Genomic DNA, 26,948 nt, shown 5'->3' on the forward strand with positions numbered 1-26,948 from the left:
TATCAAGATTAGCGGAACCCTATGATTGAGCGGAAAAAAGAGTTAGGACGTGATCGCGTATCACGCTTAGTGAGTTGGGGGCACTGGTTCGCCCTGTTCAATGGTTTTTTAGCGATGATCGTCGGGGTGCGTTTTCTTGATAGCGTAGGCACACCGGACTCTTGGATTGGTTGGGGCTATTTAACCCTCAGCACCATAGGTCACTTTAGTTTCTTAGCCTTCATTGTTTATTTGGTCATGGTGTTCCCAGTGACCTTGTTGCTACCCTATTCTAAAATTCTGCGCGGCTACGCGGCGGTGGTGGCAACTTTAAGCTTGTGCATCTTGCTGTATGACACCGTGATATACGATGATTATGGTCTGCACTTAAGTCCATTTGTTTTCGATATCGCCTGGGAAGATCTTAACGCCCTGTTGCAAGGCACCTCCTATATCGTTACCCCTATTGGTATTTTAATACTGGAGCTCACTGCGGCAAACTTCCTTTGGAAACGCATCGATAAGATCCAGAAAATTAACTGTGGCAATAAAGTGGTCGCCTTTGTCGGCATCTGCTTTGTGAGCAGTCATTTAATTCACATCTGGGCTGATGCCGCCGAAGTCTATGAAATCACGCGATTTGACGACACCTATCCGCTGTCATACCCAGCAACGGCAAAAACCTTTATGGAAAGCCAAGGTGTTGAGCGTATCGCCAGCAATAACTCAGTATTGCCGCAACCGACATTGAGCTACCCAAAAAGCCCACTGCAATGCCGCATAACTGAGCAGCCTAATATGTTGTTCATTACTGTTGAGAGCTTTAGGGCGGATATGCTCGATGAGCACACCATGCCGTTTTTATATCAGTATGGTCAACAAAACCAACGATTCAATGAACACTTAAGTGGTGGCAACACCTTCGACAGCGGCATGTTCTCGCTGTTATATGCCCTGCAAGGCAGTTACATTAATGCTGAAGATTTAAATTACACCTCACCATTATTTACTCAACAGCTTAAACAACAAGGCTATCAGCTTGGGCTATTTGGTCCTGAGGCCGATCCTCGTCCTGCTGCAATATTTAATGATTTTGATGCCATTATCAGCCCAGATAACGAAAGCATGGCTGAAACCGACATCATCTCAACTAAGCGCTTTATCAAGTGGCAACAACAGCAAAATCAACCGTGGTTTGCACTGGTTAATCTAAAGTCACCAGAGAACTTTGATACCCCGGTTGGATTTCTTGGAATCGAAACTGTACGGCCTAACAAGCCATTGCGCCCGGCTGAGAAAGTCCTGTTTAATCAGTATCGTCAATCACTCAATTTTATCGACGGGCAAATAAAATCGATTCTTGCCAAGGTACCCGCTGACACCTTAGTGATTATTACCGGTGTCAACGGCAAGCTGTTTAGCAGTAATCATGCAGAATCAAGCTCTAACTACTCGCCACAGAATGTGCAAGTGCCACTGATTATTAGCTGGCCAGGCTATGAGAAAGCCAAAGATGTCGACTACCGTACCAGCCACTATGGCATTGTACCTGCGGTGATGACCCAGTTAATGAACTGCACCAACCCCGCTAAAGAGTACAGTGCAGGACGCAGTATCTTGAGCCCTAATAGCGAAACGTGGACCTACGTTGGCAACAACCGCATGTTTGCCATCTACCAGCAAAATGAAATCACGGTGATCGACAGACATGGTAAATACCGTATCTATAACCGTGATTATGACAAACGGCTTAAGAAGAAAATCGGCGCACCTGAGTTGATACAGGTCATGCGTGAAGGCCGACGCCTGTACAATAACTAGGTCGGTATCGCAGCTTGACGATTACAAACTAGCCAGTCAGTTAACTGTGGTAGCCCAAGCACTTGCGCAACAGAGCAGGTCTTGCTAAAGTGCTGCCTCATCTGTTTGGACCCCAATGTAAAACCAAATGGATGCGATAAAAATTCGGTATGTAGCGCAGCCCGGTAGCGCACTGTCATGGGGTGTCAGGGGTCGGAGGTTCGAATCCTCTCATACCGACCACATTCTTCAAAAAAGCCAGCTTATTAGCTGGCTTTTTTGTTGTTAAATCGACTTTATTATCCGACAACTATCCGTAACTCACAGCGAATTCAACATTATCTGATTGAATAAAATTAGCTCAGTATGAGTCACCATCCAGCCAATGCATTTAGCCCACTAGGCCACGTACGACTTCCTGCCTTATGGCATATATTAACGAAATAGATTAAGTTATGGTTAACTATTCAATAACCTAAGCCCTAACTTTAAACAATTAAGTTATTAATAGCTTTGGGCATGTACCTACAACAGTTAATGGAATACATAATGGATAAACTCTTTCTAGGGATTAGTAGTCACGTTGTCAGTTTAAGCAAAACAACCGGTGAGGAGCTTTGGAAAACTAAGCTCAAAACCTCTACGGTTACCAACGTCTATTGTGAAAATGAACACGTTTTCGCCTATGCCGGCGGCCACCTATTTAGCTTAAATGCAACTGATGGCTCCATCATTTGGGAAAACACATTAAAAGGACTTGGGTACGGCACCTGTATCATCGCCAGCCAGCATCAAAACTCTGCGCTTATTGCAGAACAAGTTGCCACTCAGCAAGCACTGGCAGCCACAACCGTCGCCACATCAGCGGCCACAACATCAAACAGCTAGCCTGATTACCGCTTGGGTATACGCAAGATTAAACCTGAGCGGTTGCCCACTTTAAGCCGCAGCGTCGCAATCTTATGTCAGTTCCACCGCAACATGGTAAAATGCAAACCTTCAAATGAAGGTGATGATGAGAGGGTGAAAATAGCACTATGATGCGTCTATCACTGCTAGCTTTATGGGTTGCCAGTTTCGCGCCTATGGCTATAGAAGCACCAAAGCTACTAGAGTTTCGAATATCAGCAAGTTGTATCAAACAAATCAGCGTGAACGAATCCCACGTTAGTGGTCAATGGACACTTGATATTGAACTGACCGACAAAGAGTCCAACCACTTTTATCACGTCACCGAGCAACATATCGGCCATCAATTAGCAATTGTGGATACCACTGGCGCATCTATCGGCTTTCCTGCGGCGACCATACGCGCGCCGTTATCTGGCCGTTTTCGTTTAGCCAGCTTTAAGTCAAAGGCTTTGGCTAACGCCGCAAAAAAACAAATACTCACTCAGCAAGCTAATTGCCAATTTCATCCTTGAAGTTGACTTATATACAGTTAATCAACTTCAAGAATGCAATGCAAACAAGCTGTTTCACTCAGTTCTATAGCGATTGTTAGCTAAGTTGATAGGTAGCTAAGTTAATACTGCTAATTTAATACTGCTAATTTAATACTGCTAAGTTAATACCGCGCAGTTATGAGGGGTAGATTTTATCTGCTTCGCGTTTGCTCAAGGCTGTTTTCGCTTGCCCTGCACCGCTTTAAACCTAGGGTTGGACTTACAAATAACATAGGTTCTACCCCGCCGCTTGACGATCTGGCAATCGGGATGACGAGACTTAGCGCTTTTTAGTGAACTTAATACTTTCACGACGATTTACTCCCAATATGACCAAAGCGATCTTTGAATTTCGACACTCGGCCATCTTTTTGGGCAACGCGTTGCTCTCCGGTGTAAAAAGGATGCGAAACACTCGATACATCAATTGTGACATAGGGATAAGTTTTCCCCTGGTACTCAATTGTGCGATCCGTTTTGATGGTTGAACCCACCACAAAATAACTGTCGGCAGCGGTATCGTGAAATACCACCTGTTGATAATCCGGATGAATATTTGCTTTCATAGCCTTCCCGTGTTGTTACGATACAACATAACAATACATCTTTAGTCTCTTACAGTAAATAGAAATAGTTCTCATTTATAATAGATGGAGATACTGAAGTTGTTTACCGCTTTTCTATGCAGTAGTGACAAGCTAAAGGTATAAGCTATGAAGACTAGCGTCTTTTTTACTAGAGTTTGTTCCCGCTCGGCCTACTAAGGTAGTTTACAGCGACTAACCTGTTTGGTTGCGTTATTACCTTGGTAAAGCAATTGGCGCGATCAATCTCATGTAAACCTATTTTTAAGCGCTCAATTTACGCGCTTAATCAAAAGCTTTTTAAAAACTCAGTTTAAAAACAAGAGATAAACACTGCCACGATTGAAAAATGATAAAATAATGTTAAATTATCGCTTTGGAAACTCTGAACAGGTTTGTGAAACAGATTAATGGTTGAAGAGAAAAAGGATTTTCTGCAATACGAGCTCGGGATTCTTACCTTAAATGCCTCATTGGCAACAAGAACAAGCCTGCATCCGGTTTACGCCCAAGGCATAACCACAAAGCAAAGCTCTATGGTTAGGCGAGCCATTCGCCAGCAACTTGTAGAACTACAGGCTTTATATGTTAAAGGTGGCCAATCTGAGGCCGATCATATTGCTGTTATTTCACATTTAGCGAATCAAATATCCCAATCACATCAAGCATGGTTACACCAAGGCCGATTTAGATTTGGCGTAGCCCAAAAGCTTATCAATTTATACTTAAAATATCTTTGGTGTGCAGAGCTGATTGCTGAGCCGCCACACTGCCCAATAGACGGTATTATTCGAGATCTAGCAAACCTAGATTACTATTGGATTAGCAACGATTCTGCGCAAGATTACATTAATGCCATTTCACAATTGAAAATTATTGCAGCCCCTAACAGTTTGGCACTTTGGGAATTACAGGAATTTCGTCGCCCTGAACAAAATCCCCCTATTTCCTAGCTATTAGCGACAAACAACGACGAAGCATCAACACATGGAAGCATTAAAGGGAGTTAACCATGAAAACTAAACTCGGTGTTGCAGTCACTGTTATCGTATTACTATTAACAACGCTGTATTTGACTTTGCCTAATGCGTTTTTAGCTAAGTACTTAATCGCAATCGATCGTCATATTGCCGGGATGAGCAAACACAAACTCAAGCTTGATGAATTAGACATCGCCTACTTGCGAGGGGGTTCCGGCGAGCCGTTAATTTTGCTCCACGGCTTTGGTGCAGATAAGGATAATTGGAATAAGGTCTCCTACTACCTCACTGATTATTATGATGTTATTGCGGTAGACATACCAGGGTTTGGTGACAGCACTCGCTCACCAACACTGAATTATGATGTCACATCACAAATCGAAAGAGTCAAAGGAATACTAGTCGCACTAAATATTGATAATGCCCATTTTGCGGGCAGCTCAATGGGCGGCTACATCGCTGGTAATTTTGCAGCGCAATATCCTCAACAGGTCAAATCGCTCTGGCTCATTAGCCCTTTTGGCGTCACCGGTACACAAAAAAGTGACATGGAGCTTGCTATAGAACAAGGTCAACAGCCAACCATATTGCCAAGAACCCAACAGGAGTTTAACCAGCTGTTCGAGTCACTGTTTGTTACTCCCCCGTTTATTCCCCAGCCAATTATCGATCATCTAGCGACAAAAGCGATTGCAGCAATTCCGCTTAACAACAAAATATATCAGCAAATTCATCGCATTAAACACCATCAAATACATCCAGATCTGCCTCTAAACCAAACCCTCCTAGGTTATCAAAGTTCAGTACTGATCTCCTGGGGCACTGAAGATAAAATACTACACGTTTCAGGCGCGAAAGCACTGCATCAAGCCATGCCTCAAGCTCAAATACAGATCATCAAGGATGCGGGTCACCTACCTATGATGGAAATGCCAGCTCAATCTGCCAGAGCCTATTTGTCATTTACTGCAGCACAATAAATCTTGATAGGGAATATCATGTCATATACCACTAAACATTGGCGAAAACGCTATTCACAACGTACTGATTTAACGACAGGACTAGTCCACTTAACCCGAGCAGAAGATGACAACGCCATGGTTAAGTTAATATACAAAATTCTGTCTGAGAAAAAGCTCATCGGCAGTACCACAACCGGAGGGTTTATCGTAGGTAATGATTCTGCCGTATGCTTTCAAGACACGCCACTTAACGCCATCTGCCAGAATGTGTGGTTTGAGCAAAAATACCGCGAAGTAAACCCTAAGGCAAAAAGGCGGTACAGTTCATGTGGTTTTATGTTTGCTAAAACCGATATTTACTGCCAAGGCGGCAGACCAGTTATTTATGATAAGACCGTGGATGCTAAAGCCTATCTGGCTGAATCAGAATGGTGGCGCATTGTTAACTTAGATCTATCCAACCCAAATAATATTATTGACTGGACTCATGAGCGAGAATGGCGACTAAAAGGTGATCATCATTTTGAGCTAGAACAAATCACCTTAATCTTATCTAATAGCCGAATGTATCATGCATTTATTGAAGAGTGCGACAAACAGGGCCAACCACTTTATAAACAGGTTGCTGGTATAGTGAATATGCAAAACCTACTTTTTTAATATTTATCGTCTACTTATGGTTTAGCATTAAAGATGTACTTTTTTCAGACAAAACTAACACCAAAAACGCATAATATAGCTAATAACCGCTATAAACACTGAGAATATTTTATTGTTACTCAACTCTATATAACTGGTGAAAAATGAAACCAAAATTATTTATCTTATCGATGCCATTTGAAGATGGACCCGACACAACATGGATATGCTCCCATTGTGCCATGATAGAAGGGGCCTTGTTATTCAACCCACATTGGCAGCAACATGTTGATATTCAGAGGATCAGCTTTGAAAAACCTAGGCAAGATGTTGTCGATATTTTAGGAGAACAAAACCAATGGTTGCCGGTATTAATTCTAACTAAGCAGGAATTTATCACCGACCCTGTTGCCATTATCAACTATCTTGCGAGTGAATATGGTGGCGCAGCTGCACATCCTTAACATAACAACATAATAAAATATGCCCTTTAGTATTAATTCATGTATTAAGGGGCGTAATCCCCTCAAAAGCAATCATCTATTTTAAAAATATAATTGTTTTAATTTTAAATAGCCGCTTTAATTTACAACGCAAAATAAAAATATTTGTGAGAAAATCATGAGCAAAAAGGATTATTCACAGCCACATGAGAAAACGTCATCGCTAGCTGATAGAGTGTTAACACTCGAAGTCGAAAAACAAAATAAACCACAGTTTTTCTTTCAATACTTACTCGCACCCATACTCGTTGTATTACTTGATGCGCTATTTAACCTACAATTATAAAATAAAAAGAACCATATAAAGCAACTCGAATTAGCCCACACCATGTTGCCGAAAATATTTTCCGATGATGCTTATATCTCACTGGCAACACAGCAAATATTGGCCAGTGTTCTTCAAGATGAATCACTAAAATTGGCAATAGAGCAAATAGTCAATCAACATCTAAAACAAAAACTTCAATCTGCGGCAGATAATCAGTTACCCAATGAAACCAAAACCATCATTGCTGCCGCCAATCAATATAACAACAATATCGGCAAAGAACTTAACCAATATCAAACCGCAATAAAATTTGAACAAGCCGGCTTTCAAGCCCTAGTAAAAAAGGATTTTGAATCAGCATTGGTAGCGTTCAACAACTCAACAATATATCATCGCGGTAACTGGTATTTGCTTCGCGCTGCATCTACCTTTATTTATGTACTCAATAGGTTAATGGCGCTAGCGATAGTGCTGCCGACACAGCGTTAACGCGCAAAAGGTGACAAACATGAAGGGTAAACTACTGCTCTCATTATTGCTACTCAGTGCTAGCCCGGCACATAGCGAAACGATCTCTATTGCTGCAATAGATTGGTGTCCGCAAATCTGTCCCGAAAAGCAGAATCAAGGCTTTGTTATCGACATTGTAAAACGTGTATTTGAGCAAAGCCCCTATGAGCTTGACATAAACTATTACCCGTGGAGTCGGGCCATATTCTTAACTGAGTCCGGCAAAGTGGATGCCCTGCTCTCGCCAGCCAAAGCCGAAGCACCCGCTTTGAATTACCCAGTTGAAGAAGTGGGCGAGCAACGCATGTGTTTTTTTACCCGCCACACCTCTCGCTGGCACTATAATGGCACCGCGTCTTTAAAGGGCCTGCAAATCGGTATTGCTACTAATACCTCCATTGAAGAACTTAACGAATATGTCACCAATAACCCCGAACAGTTTCAGTATCGGCCCTATTTTGATAAGTACGTGATACAAAGCGCTGCCAAGCTAGATAAACAGCGAATGGACACATTTTTATTCACCTACAATACCACCATGTTCGAATTGCGCGAGCAAAATGTAGCCGATAATTACCGCGTCGCTGGCTGTGTCAGCAGTGCTAAAATCTATATGGCTTTTACCAATAAAGCACGCTTGTCAAAAAACGCCAAAGTGATGAGCTATTTTGATCAACAAATGGCGAGATTTCATCTTGATGGCACCATTGATGAAATCATGGCCCAATATCAATTATCCAGTTGGCGCGATGCTGAGCTTGAGGTGATGAACGTCCACCCCTAAAGCGTGTGGCCAATTGACGATAATCATTTTGTCGAGCAAAAAAACAATTTCGTCATGGCAAATCAGCTAACACTTGATACCAACTCATTACCCTACAAAGCTAAGCTAGCCAAAATCCATTCAAAATACGTATAATATATCGCTGAATTAAAAGATATTTTATTATGGTTTTAAAGTGCAATTGTTGTTTAAGATAGCCTAAGTTAAGAACAACTATTGTAAGGGAAGCTTTTGTTAACAGCGACAGTGTTAACGAAGACTGTTAAGGAAAACTGAGTTAATGACGACTTTGTTAAGTAAAACAAGCCAAAGTGATAAGCACCAAGATAGTACGGTTCAAAATAATCACCACGCCACCGCACGCTTAAGCAACCTCGATGCTATTCGCGGGTTTGCACTACTAGGTATATTGTTTATCAATATCTACTTTATGGGCAACGTATTTTACGGCTATGCGCCCCATAAGCCACAAATAGCATCTGACATAATCATTGAAGTACTGAGTAATATTTTCGTCGAAGGTCGATTTATTACGCTATTTAGTATGCTCTTTGGCGTTGGCCTTTATCTACAGTGTCAAAAAGTCTCTACTGGCCAACTCAACATCGCCACCGTAAAAAGCCGGCTGAAATGGCTCATGGTTTTTGGCCTTGTTCATGGTGTACTGCTGTTTTCAGGCGATATTTTGTTTACTTACGGCCTATGCGGCTTTTTGGCTTTATGCTACGTCGACTATCCATACAAAAAACTACTCACTAAAGCAGCGCTATTTATTACCATTGCCTTGACGGTCATCGCCCTTGTATCACTGACGTTAGAATCGGATCCTTACTATCGCGGCTCAGCATTATTTGAGCAAGAACTGAAAATTTGGACCGGCCCATATCTTGGCCAACTCCAGTCCCAAGCTATCATGATTGCTTATATGGCATTGGTTATTCCGCTGACTTTATTGTGGTACAACAGCGCCCTCATGCTTATCGGCATCGCCCTATTTAAACAGCAATATTTTAGCCAAGGTTTCACTCGCCGACAGTTATTGTTGATGTTGGCAATGGCGCTACTTATGAGCGGCGCCGATACATTGCTCGGCTTTAGCTCATCGGTGGTGCTACAAGAGTTATCGACCATTTTCATGATGCTTGGCGCCATTCCTATGGCAATGATCTATCTACATATCATCGTTAAGTTAGGCCAATATCGCCAACAAGGGCTCGTTTGGTTACAACAGGTCGGCAGGTTATCGCTGAGTCTATACATATTGCAATCTGTCGTCGGTGTGATTTTGCTACGCCACCTTTTCCCGCAGTGGCAATTGAATTTTGACCGTTGGCAATACCTATTGGTGGCCATGATGTTCACTGTAGTGCAAATAGCCATAGCACATTTTTACCTGAAACACGTTAACCAAGGGCCACTTGAAGCCATTTGGCGAAAACTAAGTGCCAAGAATCAAGCTATTTTAAAATCGAAACCATCGAATCAAACTATCTAGCTAGCTGGTAAAAATGATTAAAAATCAGCTCGAAACTCGCTATGCTGGTAGCAATAACAACATGAGATCACTAAAGGCCTTTTCATGCAGATATCAAAACTTACAGCCCTAGCAATACTGTTATTACTCAGTGGCTGTATGAGTTGGTTAACGCCTTCGGTTCAGCCAAGTCTGACAAAGTTAGCAACGGGTCAATATCAACTTGACCCTAACCATGGTCGGCTGATGTTTAAAATTCAACATCTCGGACTATCAACCTACGTCGGTCGCTTCAACCAATTTGATGCTAGCCTCGATTTCTCACCGCAAAACATGCAGCAGGCTAAACTATCAGCGGTGGTCGATATGAGCTCCATTGACATTAATAATGCGCAGCTTGAGCAGACGTTAGCAGGGAGTAATTGGTTTGATGTTGCGCAATATCCTCAAGCGGTGTTTGTCAGTGACACCGTAACGCCCATTAATGACAGCCAATTTGCTTTCAATGGGTTATTAACCTTTCGTGGGATCAGTCAACCAGTGAGTTTTATGGCGACATTTCATGGTGGCGCTGACAATTGGATGACCGGTAAATACACCTTAGGTTTCAGTGCGGTCGGTACCATTAAACGTTCAGATTTTGCTATGGGGAGCTACGTCCCCATGGTGGGTGATGAAGTGACTATTGAGATCTACGCAGAGTTTCTAAAACAAGCCCAATAGCACTTATTCACCCGTCGCTATCATTTTCTGAGTTCTTTGCTGCCAACGTAATAACTCTTTTTGATCTCGGGTTACGCTAAGACCCTGCTGCTCAGCTTGCTGAACGTGACTGGCTAACATTGATTCGGCATTTAACTCTAACTTTTCTAATAAGCTCAACAGTTGTGCTTGCTCTTGTTCTGAAATGCCCTGCATTAGCTGTGCTTGTCGTTGCTGCATATGACGGGCGACTTTGTGGTAAATCACTAAACCCTCAGCAGTAATTTGCACCGGTTTACTGCGCTGTTTATCTGCACTGGGTAAGGTTTCTAGGTAGCCAGTTTTCAACAAACTATTAATCGCTCGGTTGACTGAGTAAGGATCAAGGCGCGATTGATAGGCGATGTCTGCCGCATTCACAGGGCCATAACTTCCTACATTTAGTAGCACTCGAATTTCTCGAGTATGCAGCTCGGTAAGCTGAGCGATTTTGGCATCACGGTCAATGGCTAACAGGTTACTGGTTACGGCCACGCGATAGGGAATATGTTGATAAAGATCGAGTGCACCGTCTTGCTGCTCTGCTAAATTAAATGCCTCTAGACGCTGGTTACTGGTCATACCTATTCCTTTTGCCGCGGTTTTTTCGTTGATTAAATAGACAAGCATACAAACATTGGTTAAGTTATGTTGCATATGCAACATAACTTAACCAAACATCGAGGAATATTATGGCGCTAGTTAAACCCCTAACTCAAGATGCAAATGCAGAAGTCGCTGAACTGGCGAAATTTTTCAATGAAACTTTAGGTTTCTGCCCCAACAGTGTACTGACAATGCAAATACGCCCTGCCATTGCGCGCTCGTTTATTAATTTAAATAAAGCGGTGATGGAAAATCATGGCAGGGTCACATCAGAGCTAAAACGCTTAATTGGCTACATCACCAGTGCAAATACTGGTTGCCGTTACTGCGAAGCCCATACGATTTTGGCAGCACAGCGCTATGGCGGCAGTGATGGACGTTTAAAAAATATTTGGCAATTTAGACAAAGCGATCTTTACACCCAAGCTGAAAAAGCCGCGTTTGAGTTTGCTTTAGCGGCATCAAGCGTACCAAATGCCGTCGACGATTCGATTAGCCAAGCAATGAATGAATATTGGGATGATGGTGAAATTGTAGAAATACTTGGAGTGATTTCACTGTTTGGCTATCTCAACCGCTGGAATGATTCCATGGCAACTACGCTTGAGGGCGGCGCCATTGATGCGGGTGAGCAGTACCTCGGTCATAACGGCTGGCAGGTCAGCAAACACCAGTAATACAAAGCTATAGACATAAAAAAACCGAACACTAAATCAATATTTAGGTTCGGTTTTTTATTAATGCATTTACACTTAAAACGGCTTAGTTTCCAAGCAACTTATTTTCGAAATAGCTTAGTTTCGAAATAGCTTGGCTTCAAAACAACTTAACTTCGGGGTTATTCTTCAACACCTTTACTCTTAAGGAACTCTTCATAAGTTCCCTTAAAGTCGTTAACACCCTTATCTGAAATTTCGATAATGCGGTTAGCCAGTGATGATACAAATGCACGGTCGTGGCTGACAAAAATCAAGGTGCCTTCATACATCTCAAGCGCATTGTTTAACGACTCAATCGACTCCATATCTAAGTGGTTAGTCGGTTCATCCATCACCAAAATGTTTGGCTTTTGCATAATCAACTTACCAAACAGCATGCGGCCCTTTTCACCACCAGACAAGACTTTTACTGACTTTTTAATATCATCTGAGCTAAACAGCATGCGACCTAAATAACCACGAACAGATTGATCATCATCTTCAGGTTTACGCCATTGACTCATCCACTCAAATAACGTCATGTCATTGGCAAAATCAGCTTCATGATCTTGTGCGTAATAACCTATGGTTGAGTTTTCAGACCACTGAATGGTGCCGCTGTCTTGGGCTAAATCGTGAATTAGCGTACGCAGCATGGTGGTTTTACCCACACCATTTTCACCTAATACGGCAATGCGCTCACCCACTTCAGCAATCATGCTGAAATCTTTAAACAAAGGCCCTTCATCAAAACCTTTCGCTAGCTCTTCAACGACTAAGGCGTTACGGAATAGCTTTTTCTCTTGCTCGAAACGAATAAACGGATTAACACGGCTAGAAGCTTTCACTTCATCTAGCTTAATCTTTTCAATTTGCTTAGCACGCGAGGTCGCTTGCTTCGCTTTAGATGCGTTAGCAGAGAAACGAGCAACGAAGCCTTGTAGCTCAGCAATCTGCGCTTTTTTCTTAGCATTATCCGATAATAAACGCTCGCGTGCCTGACTTGCAGCGGTCATATACTCATCGTAATTACCTGGATAAACACGCAGCTCACCGTAATCGAGGTCGGCCATATGAGTACACACAGAGTTTAAGAAGTATCTGTCGTGCGAAATGATGATCATGGTACTGCTACGTTGATTCAACATCTCTTGTAACCAACGGATGGTATCAATATCCAAGTTGTTGGTAGGCTCATCAAGTAACAATACGTCTGGATCGCTAAATAGGGCTTGCGCCAACAACACACGTAGTTTGAAACCCGGTGCAATTTCGCTCATTAAGCCAAAGTGCTGCTCAAGTGGGATCCCTACCCCTAATAACAGCTCACCGGCGCGAGATTCAGCGGTATAACCGTCCATCTCGGCAAATTCCATCTCAAGTTCAGCAACCTTAATGCCGTCTTCTTCACTCATCTCAGGAAGCGAATAAATACGATCACGTTCTTGCTTAACCTTCCAAAGCTCGGTGTGGCCCATGATGACAGTATCAACCACATTGAACTCTTCATAACCAAACTGGTTCTGACTCAACTTACCTAAGCGCTCATTGACATCTAAAGATACATTGCCTGATGTGGGCTCTAACTCGCCGCCCAATATCTTCATAAACGTTGACTTACCGCAGCCATTTGCGCCAATTAAACCATAACGGTTACCGCCACCAAATTTAACTGATATGTTTTCGAACAGCGGCTTTGAGCCGAACTGCATGGTAATGTTAGCTGTAGTAATCAATGTGACAATTTCGCTCTTAGTTATATGATTAAGTTAATCATTAATAAAACAAAAACTAGCGTATGGTCGTTAAATATCGCCTTAACACCCTACGACTAGCCGGTGGCTGTTGCCCTAAGGCAACAATCCCGCAAAAATAAGCGCGCCACTATAGCATTTTAGGTTATTTTATCAACTAACAATCGCCGCTTTAACCGACAATTAATCCAGCATGTACCGCGCAATTTCACCATTATGGTCGCAAGGCGAACGACAATCGAAACCGCTCGCCCTTTTGCAAACTAACTCAATTTTACGCTTCTTAAGCGATTGGCATTAGTCACCACGGTTAGCGAAGACAGCGCCATCGCAGCACCTGCAACAACCGGGCTTAATAGCATGCCTGTAAACGGAAACAATAATCCTGCCGCAACAGGGATCCCTAAGGTATTGTAGACAAAGGCACCAAACAAGTTCTGCTTAATATTACGCATACTGGCTTTAGCTAATAGCAGTGTATCGGCTATCACCATTAATCGGCTTGAGAGCAAGGTAAAGTCGGCGCTTTCTATCGCAACGTCCGTGCCACTGCCCATCGCCATTCCCACATCAGCACTCATCAACGCAGGCGCGTCATTAATGCCATCACCGACCATGGCGACAATCTCACCTTGCTGTTGTAGCAGTTTCACTTTATTTTGCTTGTCTTCTGGCAACACTTCAGCAAACACGCTATCAATACCTAACTGTTTTGCCACCGCATCAGCAGTTTGCTGATTATCACCACTGAGCAATATCACCTTGAGCCCAGCTTGATGCATCTTCTGCACTGCAAGTTGAGCATCAGGCTTTACTGGGTCGGCAATGGCAATAATCGCGGTTAACTGCTGCTCGATTGCAACAAAAACCGGCGTTTGACCTAGGGTGGCAAATTGCTCAGCTTGCTGGTGCACTCTGGTCAAATCTTTAATGCCGATATCCTGCATTAACGCGACATTACCGACACTATATTGCTTACCATTCACCCTACCTGTAATGCCTTTTCCAAGGATGTTGACAACATTTTTCGGCTCACTTAATGGCAGATTTTGCGAAGTTGCATGTTCAATTATCGCATCAGCCAACGGATGCTGTGAATGTTGCTCTAAGCTTGCGATATCACTTATCAGGCTCGGTTTATCGAGTTCTTGTAGCAATAGCATTTCAACAACTTTAGGCTGACCTAATGTCAACGTGCCGGTTTTATCTAATACTACAGTGGTGACTTTACTCGCCGTTTGCAGTGCTTCACCATTACGCACTAGCACTCCCATTTGCGCCGCTCGTCCCACTGACACCATAATCGATAAAGGCGTTGCGAGACCCAGCGCACAGGGGCAAGCAATAATCAACACACTGGTTAACACCACCAACGCATGGGATAAAGCTGGTGCAGGCCCGGTTAAATACCAAAGCACTGACGCAACTATGGCTATCACCACCACTGCCGGTACAAAATAAGCTGAAATTTTGTCCGTTAAGCGGCCAATCGGCATTTTTGACGTTTGTGCCTGCTGCACTAACTGGATGATTTTTGCTAACTTAGTGTCTTGTGCCCGTGCGCTAACGCGGTAAGTCAGCACGCCATTACCATTAACTGTGCCAGCATTGACGCTATCCCCCTCTACCTTAGGGACCGCGTTGGGCTCACCGGTTAACATTGACTCGTTAATCAAGCTATCTCCCGATAGCACCACACCATCTAAAGCGACGCGCTCGCCAGGCTTTAAGCGTAAAACATCGCCCACTTGTAGCTGCGCAATGGGAACCTGCTCATCACCATTTGAGGTCACTCTATTGGCTGTTGTCACCTGTAGCCCTAACAAACCTTGTACCGCCTGACTCGTCTTACCGCGAGCCCGCAACTCTAACGCATGCCCAAGGTTAATTAACCCAACAATCATGACGCTAGCTTCAAAATAAACATGGCGAGTATCAATAGGAAACCAAGTCGGTGCGGCCACAACCATTATCGAATAAAGCCATGCGGCACTGGTGCCCAGTACGATGAGCGTATCCATATTGGCGGTTTTAGCTTGAATTGCTCGCCACATCCCTTGATAAAAATGGCGTCCGGTTAACATCATCACCATCAAAGTCACAACCCCAACTATTCCCCACGCAATTTGCTGTTGTTGGTTGGTAACGGTCATCGCCCCCCCTAACAAACCCCACAGCATCATAGGTATACCTAAGCTTAATCCAGCAACCGCCTGTTTTAGCCTGAGCCTATACTCTTTATCTTCATCACGATTTTTTTGCGCCATAGCAACGCTTGCATCAATCACTTGTTCACTGTCATAGCCGACATTACGGATCAATGCTATCGCTTCAGATGCTGAAATATCACCTGAGACAACAACCTGTTTGTCAGCTAAGTTAACCGTGGCTTGTATGGCTCGCCGCTCGGTACTTGCCTGAGTAAACGCGGTTTCAATTTTGGCTACGCAACTAGCGCAACTCATTTTAGGTACATATAAAATTAGATTTGACATTAGCCTACATCCTAATTTGTGTCTCGATACAACTAAGAGTAATGTCTCCCATAAGGGGAGAGTCAAAGCCAAATTTGCAAAAATATTTAATCAGCTTAACGGGAGTTGCGATGAAGATTGGAGAAGTGGCAAAACAGGTGGGGCTGTCAGTCAAAACCATACGCTATTACCATGACATTGGCCTTGTGGTGGGCCAACGTGGTGACAATGGTTATCGTGAGTATAATCAGCAAGCCATTAACGCACTCAAGTTTATTCAACAAAGCCGCGCACTGGGTTTTGCATTGGAAGATTGCAAAGCTTTGCTCGAGTTACAAAACAATGACCACCGCAAAGCCGCTGATGTCAAAGCGCTGGCTATTCATCATCTCGACGATATCAACCAACGTATTAGCCAACTTAAAGATTTACGCAGCCAACTAACACAATTGATCGATGACTGCGAAGGCGGTGAACAGCCCAACTGCGCAATACTTGATGGCCTAAAGCTTGATCGTGCCAAGTCTTAAAGAGCGTGCCCTATACTAGCGACAATCGGTATCTTCAGTGAGTCATTGGCGTAGTGCGCTTAGCTATTTTGTTATCTAGGTGGTGTTAGTTATCCAAATTATCAATTTTCAATTCAATGCCAGGTTCGGCAACCGGAAAATCGAATATTTGCCCATAAAACGACAGCTCTGCACGCAGCGCTTCTATTTTATGTTTGGTTAACTTAATCCCGTGACCTTCATTTTGATAGGTCACTAAAGCTGTTGGCACGCCGCGGGCTTTTAATGATTGAAAAATGGCATCCCCGCGCACAGCAGGTGCAAGTGGATCATTGCTACCTTGTATCTGCAGTAACGCCTCTTCCATTTGCATGATATGTGACCAAGGTGAGCGTTCACGATAGTTTGCCCCGTCTTCTTCACCAATCAACTGGGTCAAATACCCTTTGCCAAACTTGGAGCTGTATTGCTTAAGTGCTTCCAAATCACTGATAGCCGAATAGGTTACCCCAGCTTTGAAGGTATTGTAAAAAGCCAATGCTGATAACACCGTATAGCCACCTGCCCCGGTACCACGAATCGCCAATTGAGTGCCATCAACCCAACCCTTGTTGACCAAATGACCCGCGGCTCGCACCGTATCTTCCACATCAGCAATGCCCCAATGCCCATACAAACTATGACGATAGCTACGCCCGAAACCAGAGCTGCCGCGATAATTCAAATCCATCACCGCAAACCCACGACTCGTCCAAAACTGAATATCTCGACGAAAGCGCAAACTCGCACGCTTGGTTGGACCATCATGTAACAGCACCAACAGCGGCGGCCTGCTGTCATTTGGGGCGGTTAAAGTTAGGGTTCAATGGTGGATAAAAATAGCCAAACGCGGTTTTGCCGTTACCTGTTTTAAAATCAACGTGTTGAGCTCGCGATACAAACCTAGGGTCAACAACAGGTAACTGTGGGGTATAAACCAGTTCTATGCCACGACCATTTACCCTATAAATACCCTGCTCTGGCGTCATCTTGTGGCCAACAAAGACCACTTGATTCGCCACCCTTACGACTTGAGATATCTCGCCAAAATCAACGGCTATCGCTTCGGTAAGCCCAGTATCGAGAAAAATTCTGATAAGTTCCGCTCGGCCCTGGGCCACATAACTGGCAATGATGGTATTTTCAGTTTCAAAGGCATAGTTATGGTTACCAAATTTCCAATCTGGCACAGCAAACTCAGCATCCATATCGATGACTTGTTTGAGTTCACCCTCTTGGCTTAAATGATAGATATTCCACCAATTGTCAAAGTCCGCCACAAAGTAGAGTTCATTTTGTGGACTGAACATCGGTTGGGATATTGCGCCTTTATGTTGTTTCAGCAACTGGCGGATATTGCCTAAACCGCCTTTAGAGTCAATATCTGCCATCCATAAACTGGTGTTATCCCAAGGCATGTTCGGCTGCTGCCAGCTCAACCACACCAGCTTAGTGCCGTCGGGGGAAATTCTTAACGATGAGTAAAAATCGCTACCACTGACTAACGTGTTGCCTTCATCAGCAAAATTGAGATTTATCGCTTCAATGCTAGCGATGACCTCACCGGCTTTGCGGTGATCTTCACGAATACAGATAAGTTGTGTGCCTTTATCGACACCCACACAATCTGCGTGGCGAGTTCCTAGCGGGGTTAAGGGAAAAGGTGGTTGATTAGGGGCTATTCGGTAAAGACGCTGATCATCGGACTTAGCAGCAAATAGGGTACGACCAATGCCGATAAATGGCGAGCCACCATACTCATGCACGGTCGAGCGCACGTTAAACTCTGCTGCTACTACATTGGTTATGCCATCTTCACCGAGTCGGTAAATACCATAACCACCACCGGCACGCGCATCAGACTGGATAAAGTACACGGCATCATCAATCCCTTGTAATTCACCAAATTCATCAGCTAAGTCGAAAACGTCACTGGCTTTTATGGGCGATTGCCAACTGCCATAGGGCGCAATTTTAAGACCGCTTTGGGCATCAATATCGTACTGGACTGATTTAGGCTCGCAGGCAGTAAATAGCGACAACGCCAGCACAACCAAGCTTAGCCGAAAGATGATGTTCATCGAGTTAACCTAGACCATTTACGTGCGAACCAAGCTCGGACCCCAAGCTGTTGCTGCGCGGTTAAGCCAAAATAGATGCATATCCATGGGCTGAGCAAAAACAGCCAATGAATAACTGCCACATTGCGGCCGCTAAATAACAAGAAAAAAAAGCCGCCGTAAATCACCACTAATCCCATAACCCCCACAACCAACATCATTGTTTTGGTTATGCGATCAAACCACGCCATTGATATCCTCACCCAAATAAAATTAACTTATTGTGATAATTATCACTTATTTATTGGCATTTGTTAAATAGTGCTACGCCAATGGTTATTTTGACAAATAAAAAAGCGGGCTAATGCCCGCTTTCATCATCAAGTGAAATAAAATTAAATACGGATACCGCCGTCAATTTCAAACACTCGACCATTAACATAATCATTCTCAACAATAAAACGCACTGTTGAGGCAATTTCTTCCGCTTGACCTAAACGTCCAACTGGCACCATCTTTTCTAATCGCTCAAGTGCTTCTGGTTTCATCGCTGCAGTCATTTCAGTTTCAATCACACCAGGCGCAACAGCAGCACTACGAATGTTGTAACGTGCCAGCTCTTTTGCCCAACCCACTGACATAGCAGCAACACCCGCTTTAGAAGCTGAGTAGTTGGTTTGGCCAATATTACCGGCCTTCGCTAAGCTTGAAATATTAACAATTACACCGGCTTGCTGAGATTCGATCATCGCCGCTGCAGCTTCACGACCACACAGGAACGATCCCGTTAAATTAACATTAATCACCGCTTGGAACTGCTCAAACGACATGCGGTCGGTGACCTTACCTTCTTTGGCTTTTACCAACATACCATCATATAAAATGCCGGCATTGTTGACTAAAACGTTGACTTGACCAAAATCTTCTAAAATGAATTTAAAGCCTGCAACAACATCTTCTTCATCAGTAATATCAAAGGCATAACCCTGAACTTCGGTCGAGTCGCCAATATCAGCACAAGCACGTTCTAATTTTTCTTGGTCAACATCAATTAACGCAAGCTTAGCACCTTGTGCAGCAAACTCTCTTGCCATTGCAAATCCAAGACCACCAGCACCGCCCGTGATGACTACGACTTTATCTTTTACATCCATCTGCTTAGCCTTTTTTATTAAACTGTTCAAAAATACTCGAAAAATCCCGCTTGCCATTACCTTGGCGAGCGTGATTGACATAGAGACTCCGCGCCAACGCGCCCATTGGCGTACTGGAGTGCGATTGTAATGCCGCCTCTTGAGATAATCCTAAATCTTTAACCATCAGATCCACCATAAATCCGCCCTGATAGTCATTTGAAGATGGCACATTATCCATTACATTCGGACAAGGATTATATTTATTTAGCGTCCAATTGCCACCACTACTCACTTGCATAATTTCAGATAACACTTTGGGGTCTAACCCATGGTCAATCCCCATCTGCAGTGATTCACTGGTCGCTACCATCAATACCGATAACAACATGTTATTACAGATTTTTGCAACCTGTCCGGCACCTGGGCCACCAGCGTGGAATATATTTGCGCCCATGTCGGCCAAAATCGGTTGCGCTTTAGCATAAGCGCTATCTGTGCCGCCACAAATAAAGGTTAACGTCCCCGCCGCTGCTCCTGCAGTGCCGCCAGAAACCGGCGCATCAATAAATTCGATATTGCGAGTGGCCGCTGCTGCGGCAACCGTTTTTGCACTATCAGCATCAATGGTTGAGCAATCAATCAACAAGGTATCATCGGCCACCACATCAATCAGGCCTTTGTTACCACTATCACCAATGTACAAACTACGTACATGCTGACCGGCTGGTAACATGGTCACCACCACATCGGCCCCGGCTGCAGCCCCACAAGCGCTGCTAGCCGTTAGTGCCCCTTGCTCTGCAAGCTGGTTCATCGCTTCAGGAACCAGGTCAAACACCTTAACGGTTTTGCCTGCTTTAAGCAGATTGACCGCCATTGGCCCACCCATGTTACCTAATCCAATAAAAGCAACAGTTGTCATTTTAGTTTCTCCTATCTTGGCTCGACTGATCGCGTTAAGCGAGATCAGCTAATGGGTGGCTTTGTTCATCCCAGGGTGAAGCCAAAAGCTGGCTCAATACGTTTGGCGCAATACGCTCAACATGCGGGAATAACCATTGTGGATTTCGATCTTTATCAATCAATAAGGCTCTAACACCTTCCGCAAAGTCACCAATGGCACAACATTGCACACTAAGACCTAATTCAAATTGAAACGCTTGAGCTAGGCTCAAATCTTCAAAATTAGCTTGAGCAAAAATTAATGCATGGCTGATTGGGCTGCCTGCTTGAAAAGTTGCTACCGCTCGGGACAACCATTTCTCTTCGGTGGTCAAGTCATTCAAACGCGATGCAATATCCGCAATCGAGCCTGCCATTAACGCATCAATTTCTTGTTGATGTAGAGCAAGTACACTTTCCGCCATAGGGGTTTGGCAGCGCTCACTCATCGCAGCAAGTAACTTATCAAGTTTACCATGGTTTTCACTGTCATCGCTTGACCAATCAATACTGCTTAATGCTTCAAGTAACGCATGCTTATCTTCACGGTTTAAATAATGATTACCTAAGCCAACATAATGGGCATCACTGCCGGTCATGTTGTAGGCGGTTAAGCCTAAAAACAGCCCAACCTTGCCTGGCATAGTGTTAAGGAAATAGCTGCCACCCACATCAGGATACAAGCCAATGGTCACTTCCGGCATGGCCACCCGTGAATGCTCTGTCACCACCCGGTGACTTGCGCCGGCCATTAAGCCAACACCACCGCCCATCACAATACCATCAGCCCAGACTAATACCGGCTTGTTATAAGTGTGCAGTAGGTAGTCTAAGCGGTATTCTTGCTCGAAAAAGGTTAATGCTGCTTGGCTAATTTCGCCCGGATAATCTATCGCCGCTTGATGCAGTGCTCGCACATCACCACCGGCACAAAATGCTTTATCGCCCGCACCTTCCATCACCACCATGGCGATAGTATCGTCATCTTGCCAACGTCGCAGCTGTGCCAGCATGGCTTGCACCATATCTAGATTAAGCGCATTCAGTGCTTTTTCGACGTTTAGCGTCACCACCCCAATCTGTTTACCGGAAATGGTTCCTAAGGTTTGAAACACGACATCATTGGTTATAGGTTTCATTAGCAGTTCTTCCATTTGGCTTGGCGCTTCTCTAAGAAGGCGTTAACGCCTTCTTTTTGGTCTTGGGTATCAAATAGACCGACAAACAACTCACGCTCCAATGGTAACGCTTGCTGCCGCGGCATTTGACGACCAGCTTGAATAAGCTGTTTACATACCCTAACACTAGAAGGACTTTGATTGGCGACTTTTTCTGCTAACGCAATAGCACTGTCAAGCACAGTGCCAGTGGCAACAACTTCTTCAACCAAGCCTATTTGTGCTGCACGTTCAGACTTGATGCGTTCACCACATAAAATCATCCGCTTTGCCCAACCTTCGCCAACCAACGCGGTCAGGTTTTGGGTTCCGCCTGCACACGGCAGCAGTCCGACAGTGGCCTCAGGTAGCGCCATCACGGCCTGTTGTTCACATAAACGAATGTCACAGGCTAACGCGACTTCTAATCCGCCGCCCATGGCATATCCATTAATTGCCGCGATTGACACACCGCCAAAAGCAGATAGGGTTTCAAATGCTTCACCAAAGTGCTTAGCCATTGAAGCGGCATTACCTTTATCGCCATCAGCAAATAGCTTTAAATCCGCGCCAGCTGAAAAGAACTTGTCACCTTCACCCGTAATCACTAGCGCATAAACCTCAGCATCATCGTTCAACTCAGCAACACGTTGCTTTAGTGCTTGCAGTGAATCAGCCGTCCAGGTGTTGGCCGGAGGGTTACTCATGGTCAGTACCACAGTGTGACCATGACGTTGCTCTTGTAATCCATTCATTGTGACAGCTCCCTGTTAAAGAATTTGGCTCGCGGTTTCATCAAGTAGTCGACGGGCAATAATCAAGCGCATGATTTCATTGGTGCCCTCGAGGATTTGGTGTACTCGGACATCTCTAAAGTGGCGCTCTAATGGATACTCACGGATATAACCATAGCCGCCATGTAATTGCAGCGCGTTATCACAGACGCTAAAACCAACATCGGTCGCAAATCGTTTTGCCATGGCGCAGTAGGCGGTTGCTTCTGGATCTTGGGTATCTAATTTAAATGCCGCCAAACGTACCATTTGCCTTGCCGCAACCAGCTCGGTAGCCATATCGGCTAACTTGAATTGCAATGCCTGAAATGCGGCAATGGGCTTGCCAAACTGTTTACGCTCATTCATGTATTGAGTTGCGCGTTCTAGTGCAGCTTGCGCCGTACCAATCGAGCAGGTTGCGATATTAATCCGACCACCGTCGAGGCCTTTCATGGCAAAGGTAAAACCTTGACCTTCTTTACCCAGTAAATAGCTTGCTGGCACACGAACATTGTCAAAAGTGATCTCTCTTGTAGGTTGTGCATTCCAGCCCATCTTATCTTCTGCTTTACCGTAGCTGATCCCAGCGCTATCGGCAGGAACAGCGATCGCAGAAATCCCTTTTGGTCCGGCTTCACCTGTACGGCACATCACCACTAATAATTCGGTATCTCCGGCGCCGGAAATAAACATTTTTGCACCGGAAATAAGGTAATCATCACCGTCACGTACCGCTTTAGTCTTTAGCGACGCTGCATCACTGCCGGCTCCAGCTTCGGTTAGACAATATGAGGCTAACTTGGCGCCGCTGGTTAAATCTTCCGACCATTGACCACGCAATGTGTCGCTACCAAAACTGGTGACCATCCAAGTTGCCATGTTATGAATGGTTAACATCGCAGTTGTCGCCGTGCACCCTTTTGACAACTGCTCGAAAATAATCGACGCATCTAGGCGCGATAAGCCCATGCCACCTTCTGATTCTGGCGAATACAGGGAGCAGAACCCCAATTCACCGGCTTTTTGAATCACATCTTTAGGAAAGTGATGTTGCTCATCCCACTGCGCAGCAAATGGCGCTAACTCTTCTGCAGCAAATTGGGCTGCTAGCTCAGCAAACTGACGCTGATCTTCATTTAGATTGAAATCCATATTGCGAACTCCTCATGCACCTTTATTAACCTTGTTAGGTTTTGATTTATTTAGTGGTGCTTGTCGTTGAACTTAATATAACGGGCAGAGTTGCTCTGCCCTCATTGTGGCGATAACTCGTTACTTTAGGGCAATGGTCATATTAGGCGCCGCCTGCTCAGCGTCACCGATTTGGGACTCAAACCAGCGAGAAGTAATCGTCTTAGTTTCAGTGTAAAAACGTACAGCCTGCTTACCGTAAGCATGCTGATCGCCATAAAAACTGCCTTTCCAGCCAGTGAATGAGAAAAACGGCAATGGCACTGGAATTGGAACGTTAATCCCCACTTGGCCAACTTCGATTTCATGTTGATATTTGCGCGCTGCAGCGCCGCTGGCGGTGAAGATAGAGGTACCATTACCATAAGGACTGGCATTAACAATCTCGATAGCTTGCTCTAAGGTGTCAGTTTCCATCGCGCACAACACTGGGCCAAAAATTTCTTCTTGGTAGATGCTCATATCGGTGGTGACACCGCTAAACATGGTTGGGCCAACCCAATTACCCGCTTCGTGACCTGGCACGGTAAAATCAGAACCATCAAGCAGGCAGCTTGCGCCTTGTTGTTTACCTTCTTCAATTAAGGCCAATACTCGCGCTTTTGCCGCTGGACTAATAAGTGGACCATATCCCGCTTGCGGATCATCCCACAAACCCGGTTTTACTTTCGCCAAGGCCTCTTTTAACTCTGGGATCCACGCTTTGGCTTCACCGACAAATACCGCGACAGACAATGCCATACAACGCTGACCTGCAGCTCCCACTGACGCACCCACTAAATTGTTGATCACTTGCTGTTTATCAGCATCTGGCATAATAACGCAGTGATTCTTAGCCCCAGCAAATGCTTGGCAGCGCTTAAGGTTATCGGTCGCGGTTTTATAGATGTATTGACCCACACCCACAGAGCCCACGAATGAGATAGCTTTAATGTCTTGATGAGACAATAAGGTGTTTACCGCTTCTTTATCACCATGAACCAGCTGCAGCACACCTTTGGGCGCACCCGCTTCTTCAAACAGCTCTACTAGACGCTGTGGCGTCATGGGATCTTGCTCAGAAGGTTTAAGAACAAAAGTATTACCGCAAGCGATAGCCAACGGGAACATCCATAATGGGATCATCGCTGGGAAGTTAAATGGCGTAATACCTGCGCAAACTCCTAATGGTTGAGTGTAGCTGTAGGTGTCAATGCCACGCGCCACGTTCTCGACAGTCTCTCCCATTAACAAGGTCGCAATATTACAAGCATGTTCAGCAACTTCGATACCACGCCACACATCACCTTTTGCATCTTCAAAGGTTTTACCGGTTTCCTTAGCTAAAATGGTTGCTAATTCATCATGGTGCGCTTTAAGTAAATGTTGATAACGAAACATCACACGAGCACGTTCAGAAACAGCCACTTCCTTCCAAGAGGCAAATGCTGTTTTGGCACTGGCAATCGCTTGCTCAACCTCGGTAACCGTTGCAGCATTGATTTGTGCTATCGCTTGATTGTTTGCTGGATTGGTCACAGTGATCAGATTACTGCCGTTACCTGTGACAAATTCGCCATCAATGTAATGTTTAACTTGAGTCGTCATGTTGCGTCCTTCTACCTAAAGCTACGCTTTTGAGCTTCAGTGCTTGTTGATGCCGCTTTATTGATTTTATTAAAGTAGTGCGGCAAGTTGCTGTTGTGTCTTAGATTAAATACACAATAAAAAAGCCCGCAGCTAACTGCAGGCTTATCATTTTTTAGACTTCAATCGCCATCGCAGTTGCTTCACCGCCACCAATACACAGTGAAGCGACACCACGGGTTAATCCTTTGGCTTTGAGCGCATGGATCAGTGTTACTAATACGCGCGCACCTGAACAACCGATGGGGTGACCCAATGCACAAGCGCCACCATAAATATTGACTTTAGCCTCATCAAGTTGCAGCTCAGAGATAGCTAACATCGTCACCATGGCAAACGCTTCGTTAATTTCAAATAGGTCGACATCTTGCTTTTGCCAGCCTACCTTATCTAATAACTTACTCATTGCACCCACAGGTGCTGTGGTAAACATCGATGGCTCTTGCGCATGGGTAGCGTGGCCTTTAATCGTTGCTAATACTGTTAAACCGCGCTTTTGAGCTTCATCACGACGCATTAGCATCAACACTGCTGCACCATCTGAAATCGAGCTAGAGTTAGCCGCTGTAATCGTGCCATCTTTGGCAAAAGCTGGGCGCAAACTTGGGATCTTATCAGGGCGAGCATTACCTGGTTGCTCGTCGGTATCAACGACAGTATCACCACGACGAGAACTGACGGTCACCGGGGCGATTTCAGCATTAAATGCGCCCGTTTCTATAGCCGCATTGGCTTTTTGCAGTGAGTTTAAGGCAAATTGGTCCATTTGCTCGCGTGTCAGCTTATAATCGTCAGCCGTTTTTTGCGCAAACGTCCCCATCGCGCCGCCTGTATAGGCATCTTCTAAGCCATCAAGGAACATATGGTCGAGCACTTTTCCATGCCCCATGCGCATCCCGCCACGGGCCTTATCAAGTAAATACGGTGCCTGACTCATATTTTCCATACCACCTGCTAAGACGATTTTGGCGCTATCGGCTTTAATTAAATCGTGGGCTAACATGACAGTTTTCATGCCCGAGCCACAGACCTTGTTAACTGTGGTCGCGCCAACAGATAAAGGCATATCTGCACCCAATGCAGCTTGACGAGCAGGTGCTTGGCCTAAACCCGCTGGCAATACGCAACCCATTAAGAGTTCATCAACTTCTGCACCGTTAATGCCAGTCTCGCTCATCACCGCTTTAACCGCAGTTGAGGCGAGTACGGGGGAGGCAACAGTTGACAATGCGCCTTGAAACCCACCCATAGGTGTACGTTTCGCCGCTACTATTACAATATCTTGTTGTTGATTTTCGCTTGTCATGATCC

27 protein-coding genes, 1 tRNA gene and 1 pseudogene are annotated in these 26,948 nt (G+C 44.7%); 15 read left to right on the forward strand and 14 right to left on the reverse strand.

What is annotated here, in order from left to right:
* Positions 1 to 21 precede the first annotated feature (21 nt).
* From ACHUFW_RS08360 to ACHUFW_RS08375, 4 genes are all read left to right on the forward strand, one after another.
* Complete coding sequence (locus ACHUFW_RS08360; RefSeq protein WP_394202133.1) at positions 22 to 1,800, forward strand: DUF3413 domain-containing protein; 1,779 nt, start codon at positions 22 to 24, stop codon at positions 1,798 to 1,800.
* 145 nt (positions 1,801 to 1,945) lie between these two features.
* Positions 1,946 to 2,022: transfer RNA gene (locus ACHUFW_RS08365), tRNA-Pro, on the forward strand.
* 306 nt (positions 2,023 to 2,328) lie between these two features.
* Positions 2,329 to 2,667 (forward strand): outer membrane protein assembly factor BamB family protein, encoded by a 339-nt coding sequence (locus ACHUFW_RS08370; protein ID WP_394202134.1) that lies wholly within the window; start codon positions 2,329 to 2,331, stop codon positions 2,665 to 2,667.
* A 149-nt stretch (positions 2,668 to 2,816) separates the two neighbouring features.
* Complete coding sequence (locus tag ACHUFW_RS08375; RefSeq protein WP_394202136.1) at positions 2,817 to 3,203, forward strand: hypothetical protein; 387 nt, start codon at positions 2,817 to 2,819, stop codon at positions 3,201 to 3,203.
* A gap of 192 nt (positions 3,204 to 3,395) precedes the next feature.
* Here the strand turns inward: ACHUFW_RS08375 and ykgO are convergent, their stop codons facing one another.
* A complete protein-coding gene (ykgO, locus tag ACHUFW_RS08380; RefSeq protein WP_394202137.1) occupies positions 3,396 to 3,536 on the reverse strand; it encodes a type B 50S ribosomal protein L36 in 141 nt (46 codons plus the stop codon).
* On the reverse strand, positions 3,533 to 3,790 hold the full coding sequence (locus ACHUFW_RS08385) for a type B 50S ribosomal protein L31 (protein WP_394202139.1): 258 nt from the start codon (positions 3,788 to 3,790) through the stop codon (positions 3,533 to 3,535). Before ACHUFW_RS08385 ends, ykgO begins: the two co-directional genes overlap by 4 nt.
* A 428-nt stretch (positions 3,791 to 4,218) precedes the next feature.
* On the opposite strand from ACHUFW_RS08385, the gene ACHUFW_RS08390 reads away from it, so the two are divergent.
* From ACHUFW_RS08390 to ACHUFW_RS08430, 9 genes are all read left to right on the forward strand, one after another.
* Positions 4,219 to 4,761, forward strand: a complete 543-nt coding sequence (locus tag ACHUFW_RS08390; RefSeq protein WP_394202141.1) for a hypothetical protein — start codon at positions 4,219 to 4,221, stop codon at positions 4,759 to 4,761.
* 59 nt (positions 4,762 to 4,820) lie between these two features.
* The gene (locus ACHUFW_RS08395) at positions 4,821 to 5,768 is read left to right on the forward strand and encodes an alpha/beta fold hydrolase (RefSeq protein WP_394202142.1); all 948 of its coding nucleotides are present in this window, start codon (positions 4,821 to 4,823) and stop codon (positions 5,766 to 5,768) included.
* 18 nt (positions 5,769 to 5,786) lie between these two features.
* Positions 5,787 to 6,410, forward strand: a complete 624-nt coding sequence (locus tag ACHUFW_RS08400; RefSeq protein ID WP_394202144.1) for a hypothetical protein — start codon at positions 5,787 to 5,789, stop codon at positions 6,408 to 6,410.
* 143 nt (positions 6,411 to 6,553) lie between these two features.
* Positions 6,554 to 6,853 carry a DUF3088 family protein gene (locus ACHUFW_RS08405; protein WP_394202146.1) on the forward strand — a complete coding sequence of 100 codons (300 nt, stop codon included), beginning with the start codon at positions 6,554 to 6,556 and terminating at the stop codon, positions 6,851 to 6,853.
* A gap of 157 nt (positions 6,854 to 7,010) precedes the next feature.
* A complete protein-coding gene (locus ACHUFW_RS08410) occupies positions 7,011 to 7,178 on the forward strand; it encodes a hypothetical protein (RefSeq protein WP_394202147.1) in 168 nt (55 codons plus the stop codon).
* A 42-nt stretch (positions 7,179 to 7,220) separates the two neighbouring features.
* Positions 7,221 to 7,649: a hypothetical protein gene (locus ACHUFW_RS08415; protein ID WP_394202149.1), complete on the forward strand. Its 429-nt coding sequence runs from the start codon at positions 7,221 to 7,223 to the stop codon at positions 7,647 to 7,649.
* A 19-nt stretch (positions 7,650 to 7,668) separates the two neighbouring features.
* The gene (locus tag ACHUFW_RS08420) at positions 7,669 to 8,454 is read left to right on the forward strand and encodes a substrate-binding periplasmic protein (RefSeq protein WP_394202151.1); all 786 of its coding nucleotides are present in this window, start codon (positions 7,669 to 7,671) and stop codon (positions 8,452 to 8,454) included.
* A 280-nt stretch (positions 8,455 to 8,734) separates the two neighbouring features.
* Positions 8,735 to 9,949: a DUF418 domain-containing protein gene (locus ACHUFW_RS08425; RefSeq protein WP_394202152.1), complete on the forward strand. Its 1,215-nt coding sequence runs from the start codon at positions 8,735 to 8,737 to the stop codon at positions 9,947 to 9,949.
* Positions 9,950 to 10,033: 84 nt separating this feature from the next.
* Complete coding sequence (locus tag ACHUFW_RS08430) at positions 10,034 to 10,651, forward strand: YceI family protein (protein WP_394202154.1); 618 nt, start codon at positions 10,034 to 10,036, stop codon at positions 10,649 to 10,651.
* A 3-nt stretch (positions 10,652 to 10,654) separates the two neighbouring features.
* On the opposite strand, the gene ACHUFW_RS08435 is transcribed toward ACHUFW_RS08430, so the two are convergent.
* Positions 10,655 to 11,251 carry a MarR family winged helix-turn-helix transcriptional regulator gene (locus ACHUFW_RS08435; protein WP_394202156.1) on the reverse strand — a complete coding sequence of 199 codons (597 nt, stop codon included), beginning with the start codon at positions 11,249 to 11,251 and terminating at the stop codon, positions 10,655 to 10,657.
* Between the two features lie 110 nt (positions 11,252 to 11,361).
* On the opposite strand from ACHUFW_RS08435, the gene ACHUFW_RS08440 reads away from it, so the two are divergent.
* Entirely contained in the window at positions 11,362 to 11,952 is a 591-nt protein-coding gene (locus tag ACHUFW_RS08440) for a carboxymuconolactone decarboxylase family protein (RefSeq protein ID WP_394202157.1), read from the forward strand.
* A 161-nt stretch (positions 11,953 to 12,113) separates the two neighbouring features.
* Here the strand turns inward: ACHUFW_RS08440 and ACHUFW_RS08445 are convergent, their stop codons facing one another.
* Both ACHUFW_RS08445 and ACHUFW_RS08450 read right to left on the reverse strand, forming a co-directional pair.
* Positions 12,114 to 13,709 carry an ABC-F family ATPase gene (locus ACHUFW_RS08445; RefSeq protein WP_394202158.1) on the reverse strand — a complete coding sequence of 532 codons (1,596 nt, stop codon included), beginning with the start codon at positions 13,707 to 13,709 and terminating at the stop codon, positions 12,114 to 12,116.
* A 281-nt stretch (positions 13,710 to 13,990) separates the two neighbouring features.
* Positions 13,991 to 16,222 carry a heavy metal translocating P-type ATPase gene (locus tag ACHUFW_RS08450; RefSeq protein WP_394202160.1) on the reverse strand — a complete coding sequence of 744 codons (2,232 nt, stop codon included), beginning with the start codon at positions 16,220 to 16,222 and terminating at the stop codon, positions 13,991 to 13,993.
* Between the two features lie 110 nt (positions 16,223 to 16,332).
* Here ACHUFW_RS08450 and cueR point away from each other — a divergent pair, with 110 nt between their 5' ends.
* Positions 16,333 to 16,731: a Cu(I)-responsive transcriptional regulator gene (gene cueR / locus ACHUFW_RS08455; RefSeq protein ID WP_394202161.1), complete on the forward strand. Its 399-nt coding sequence runs from the start codon at positions 16,333 to 16,335 to the stop codon at positions 16,729 to 16,731.
* An 85-nt stretch (positions 16,732 to 16,816) separates the two neighbouring features.
* Here the strand turns inward: cueR and ACHUFW_RS08460 are convergent.
* The 9 genes and pseudogenes from ACHUFW_RS08460 to ACHUFW_RS08500 form a co-directional block, all read right to left on the reverse strand.
* Positions 16,817 to 18,830: pseudogene (locus ACHUFW_RS08460) on the reverse strand (S9 family peptidase).
* Positions 18,827 to 19,060, reverse strand: coding sequence for a hypothetical protein (locus tag ACHUFW_RS08465; protein WP_394202163.1), 234 nt, complete (start codon positions 19,058 to 19,060; stop codon positions 18,827 to 18,829). The pseudogene ACHUFW_RS08460 and the gene ACHUFW_RS08465 overlap by 4 nt, the downstream one beginning before the upstream one ends.
* 144 nt (positions 19,061 to 19,204) lie before the next feature.
* On the reverse strand, positions 19,205 to 19,963 hold the full coding sequence (locus ACHUFW_RS08470; protein WP_394202165.1) for an SDR family oxidoreductase: 759 nt from the start codon (positions 19,961 to 19,963) through the stop codon (positions 19,205 to 19,207).
* Positions 19,964 to 19,967: 4 nt separating this feature from the next.
* A complete protein-coding gene (gene mmsB, locus ACHUFW_RS08475; protein WP_394202167.1) occupies positions 19,968 to 20,867 on the reverse strand; it encodes a 3-hydroxyisobutyrate dehydrogenase in 900 nt (299 codons plus the stop codon).
* A gap of 34 nt (positions 20,868 to 20,901) precedes the next feature.
* Complete coding sequence (locus tag ACHUFW_RS08480; RefSeq protein WP_394202168.1) at positions 20,902 to 22,026, reverse strand: enoyl-CoA hydratase/isomerase family protein; 1,125 nt, start codon at positions 22,024 to 22,026, stop codon at positions 20,902 to 20,904.
* Positions 22,026 to 22,799, reverse strand: coding sequence for an enoyl-CoA hydratase (locus tag ACHUFW_RS08485; RefSeq protein WP_394202170.1), 774 nt, complete (start codon positions 22,797 to 22,799; stop codon positions 22,026 to 22,028). Before ACHUFW_RS08485 ends, ACHUFW_RS08480 begins: the two co-directional genes overlap by 1 nt.
* 15 nt (positions 22,800 to 22,814) lie before the next feature.
* Positions 22,815 to 23,972, reverse strand: a complete 1,158-nt coding sequence (locus ACHUFW_RS08490; RefSeq protein WP_394202172.1) for an acyl-CoA dehydrogenase family protein — start codon at positions 23,970 to 23,972, stop codon at positions 22,815 to 22,817.
* Positions 23,973 to 24,092: 120 nt separating this feature from the next.
* Positions 24,093 to 25,598: a CoA-acylating methylmalonate-semialdehyde dehydrogenase gene (locus ACHUFW_RS08495; RefSeq protein WP_394202173.1), complete on the reverse strand. Its 1,506-nt coding sequence runs from the start codon at positions 25,596 to 25,598 to the stop codon at positions 24,093 to 24,095.
* 154 nt (positions 25,599 to 25,752) lie between these two features.
* Complete coding sequence (locus ACHUFW_RS08500; protein WP_394202175.1) at positions 25,753 to 26,943, reverse strand: acetyl-CoA C-acyltransferase; 1,191 nt, start codon at positions 26,941 to 26,943, stop codon at positions 25,753 to 25,755.
* Positions 26,944 to 26,948 lie beyond the last annotated feature (5 nt).

The sequence above is a fragment of the Shewanella waksmanii genome (assembly GCF_043643685.1).
Classification (GTDB): Bacteria; Pseudomonadota; Gammaproteobacteria; order Enterobacterales; family Shewanellaceae; genus Shewanella; species Shewanella waksmanii_A.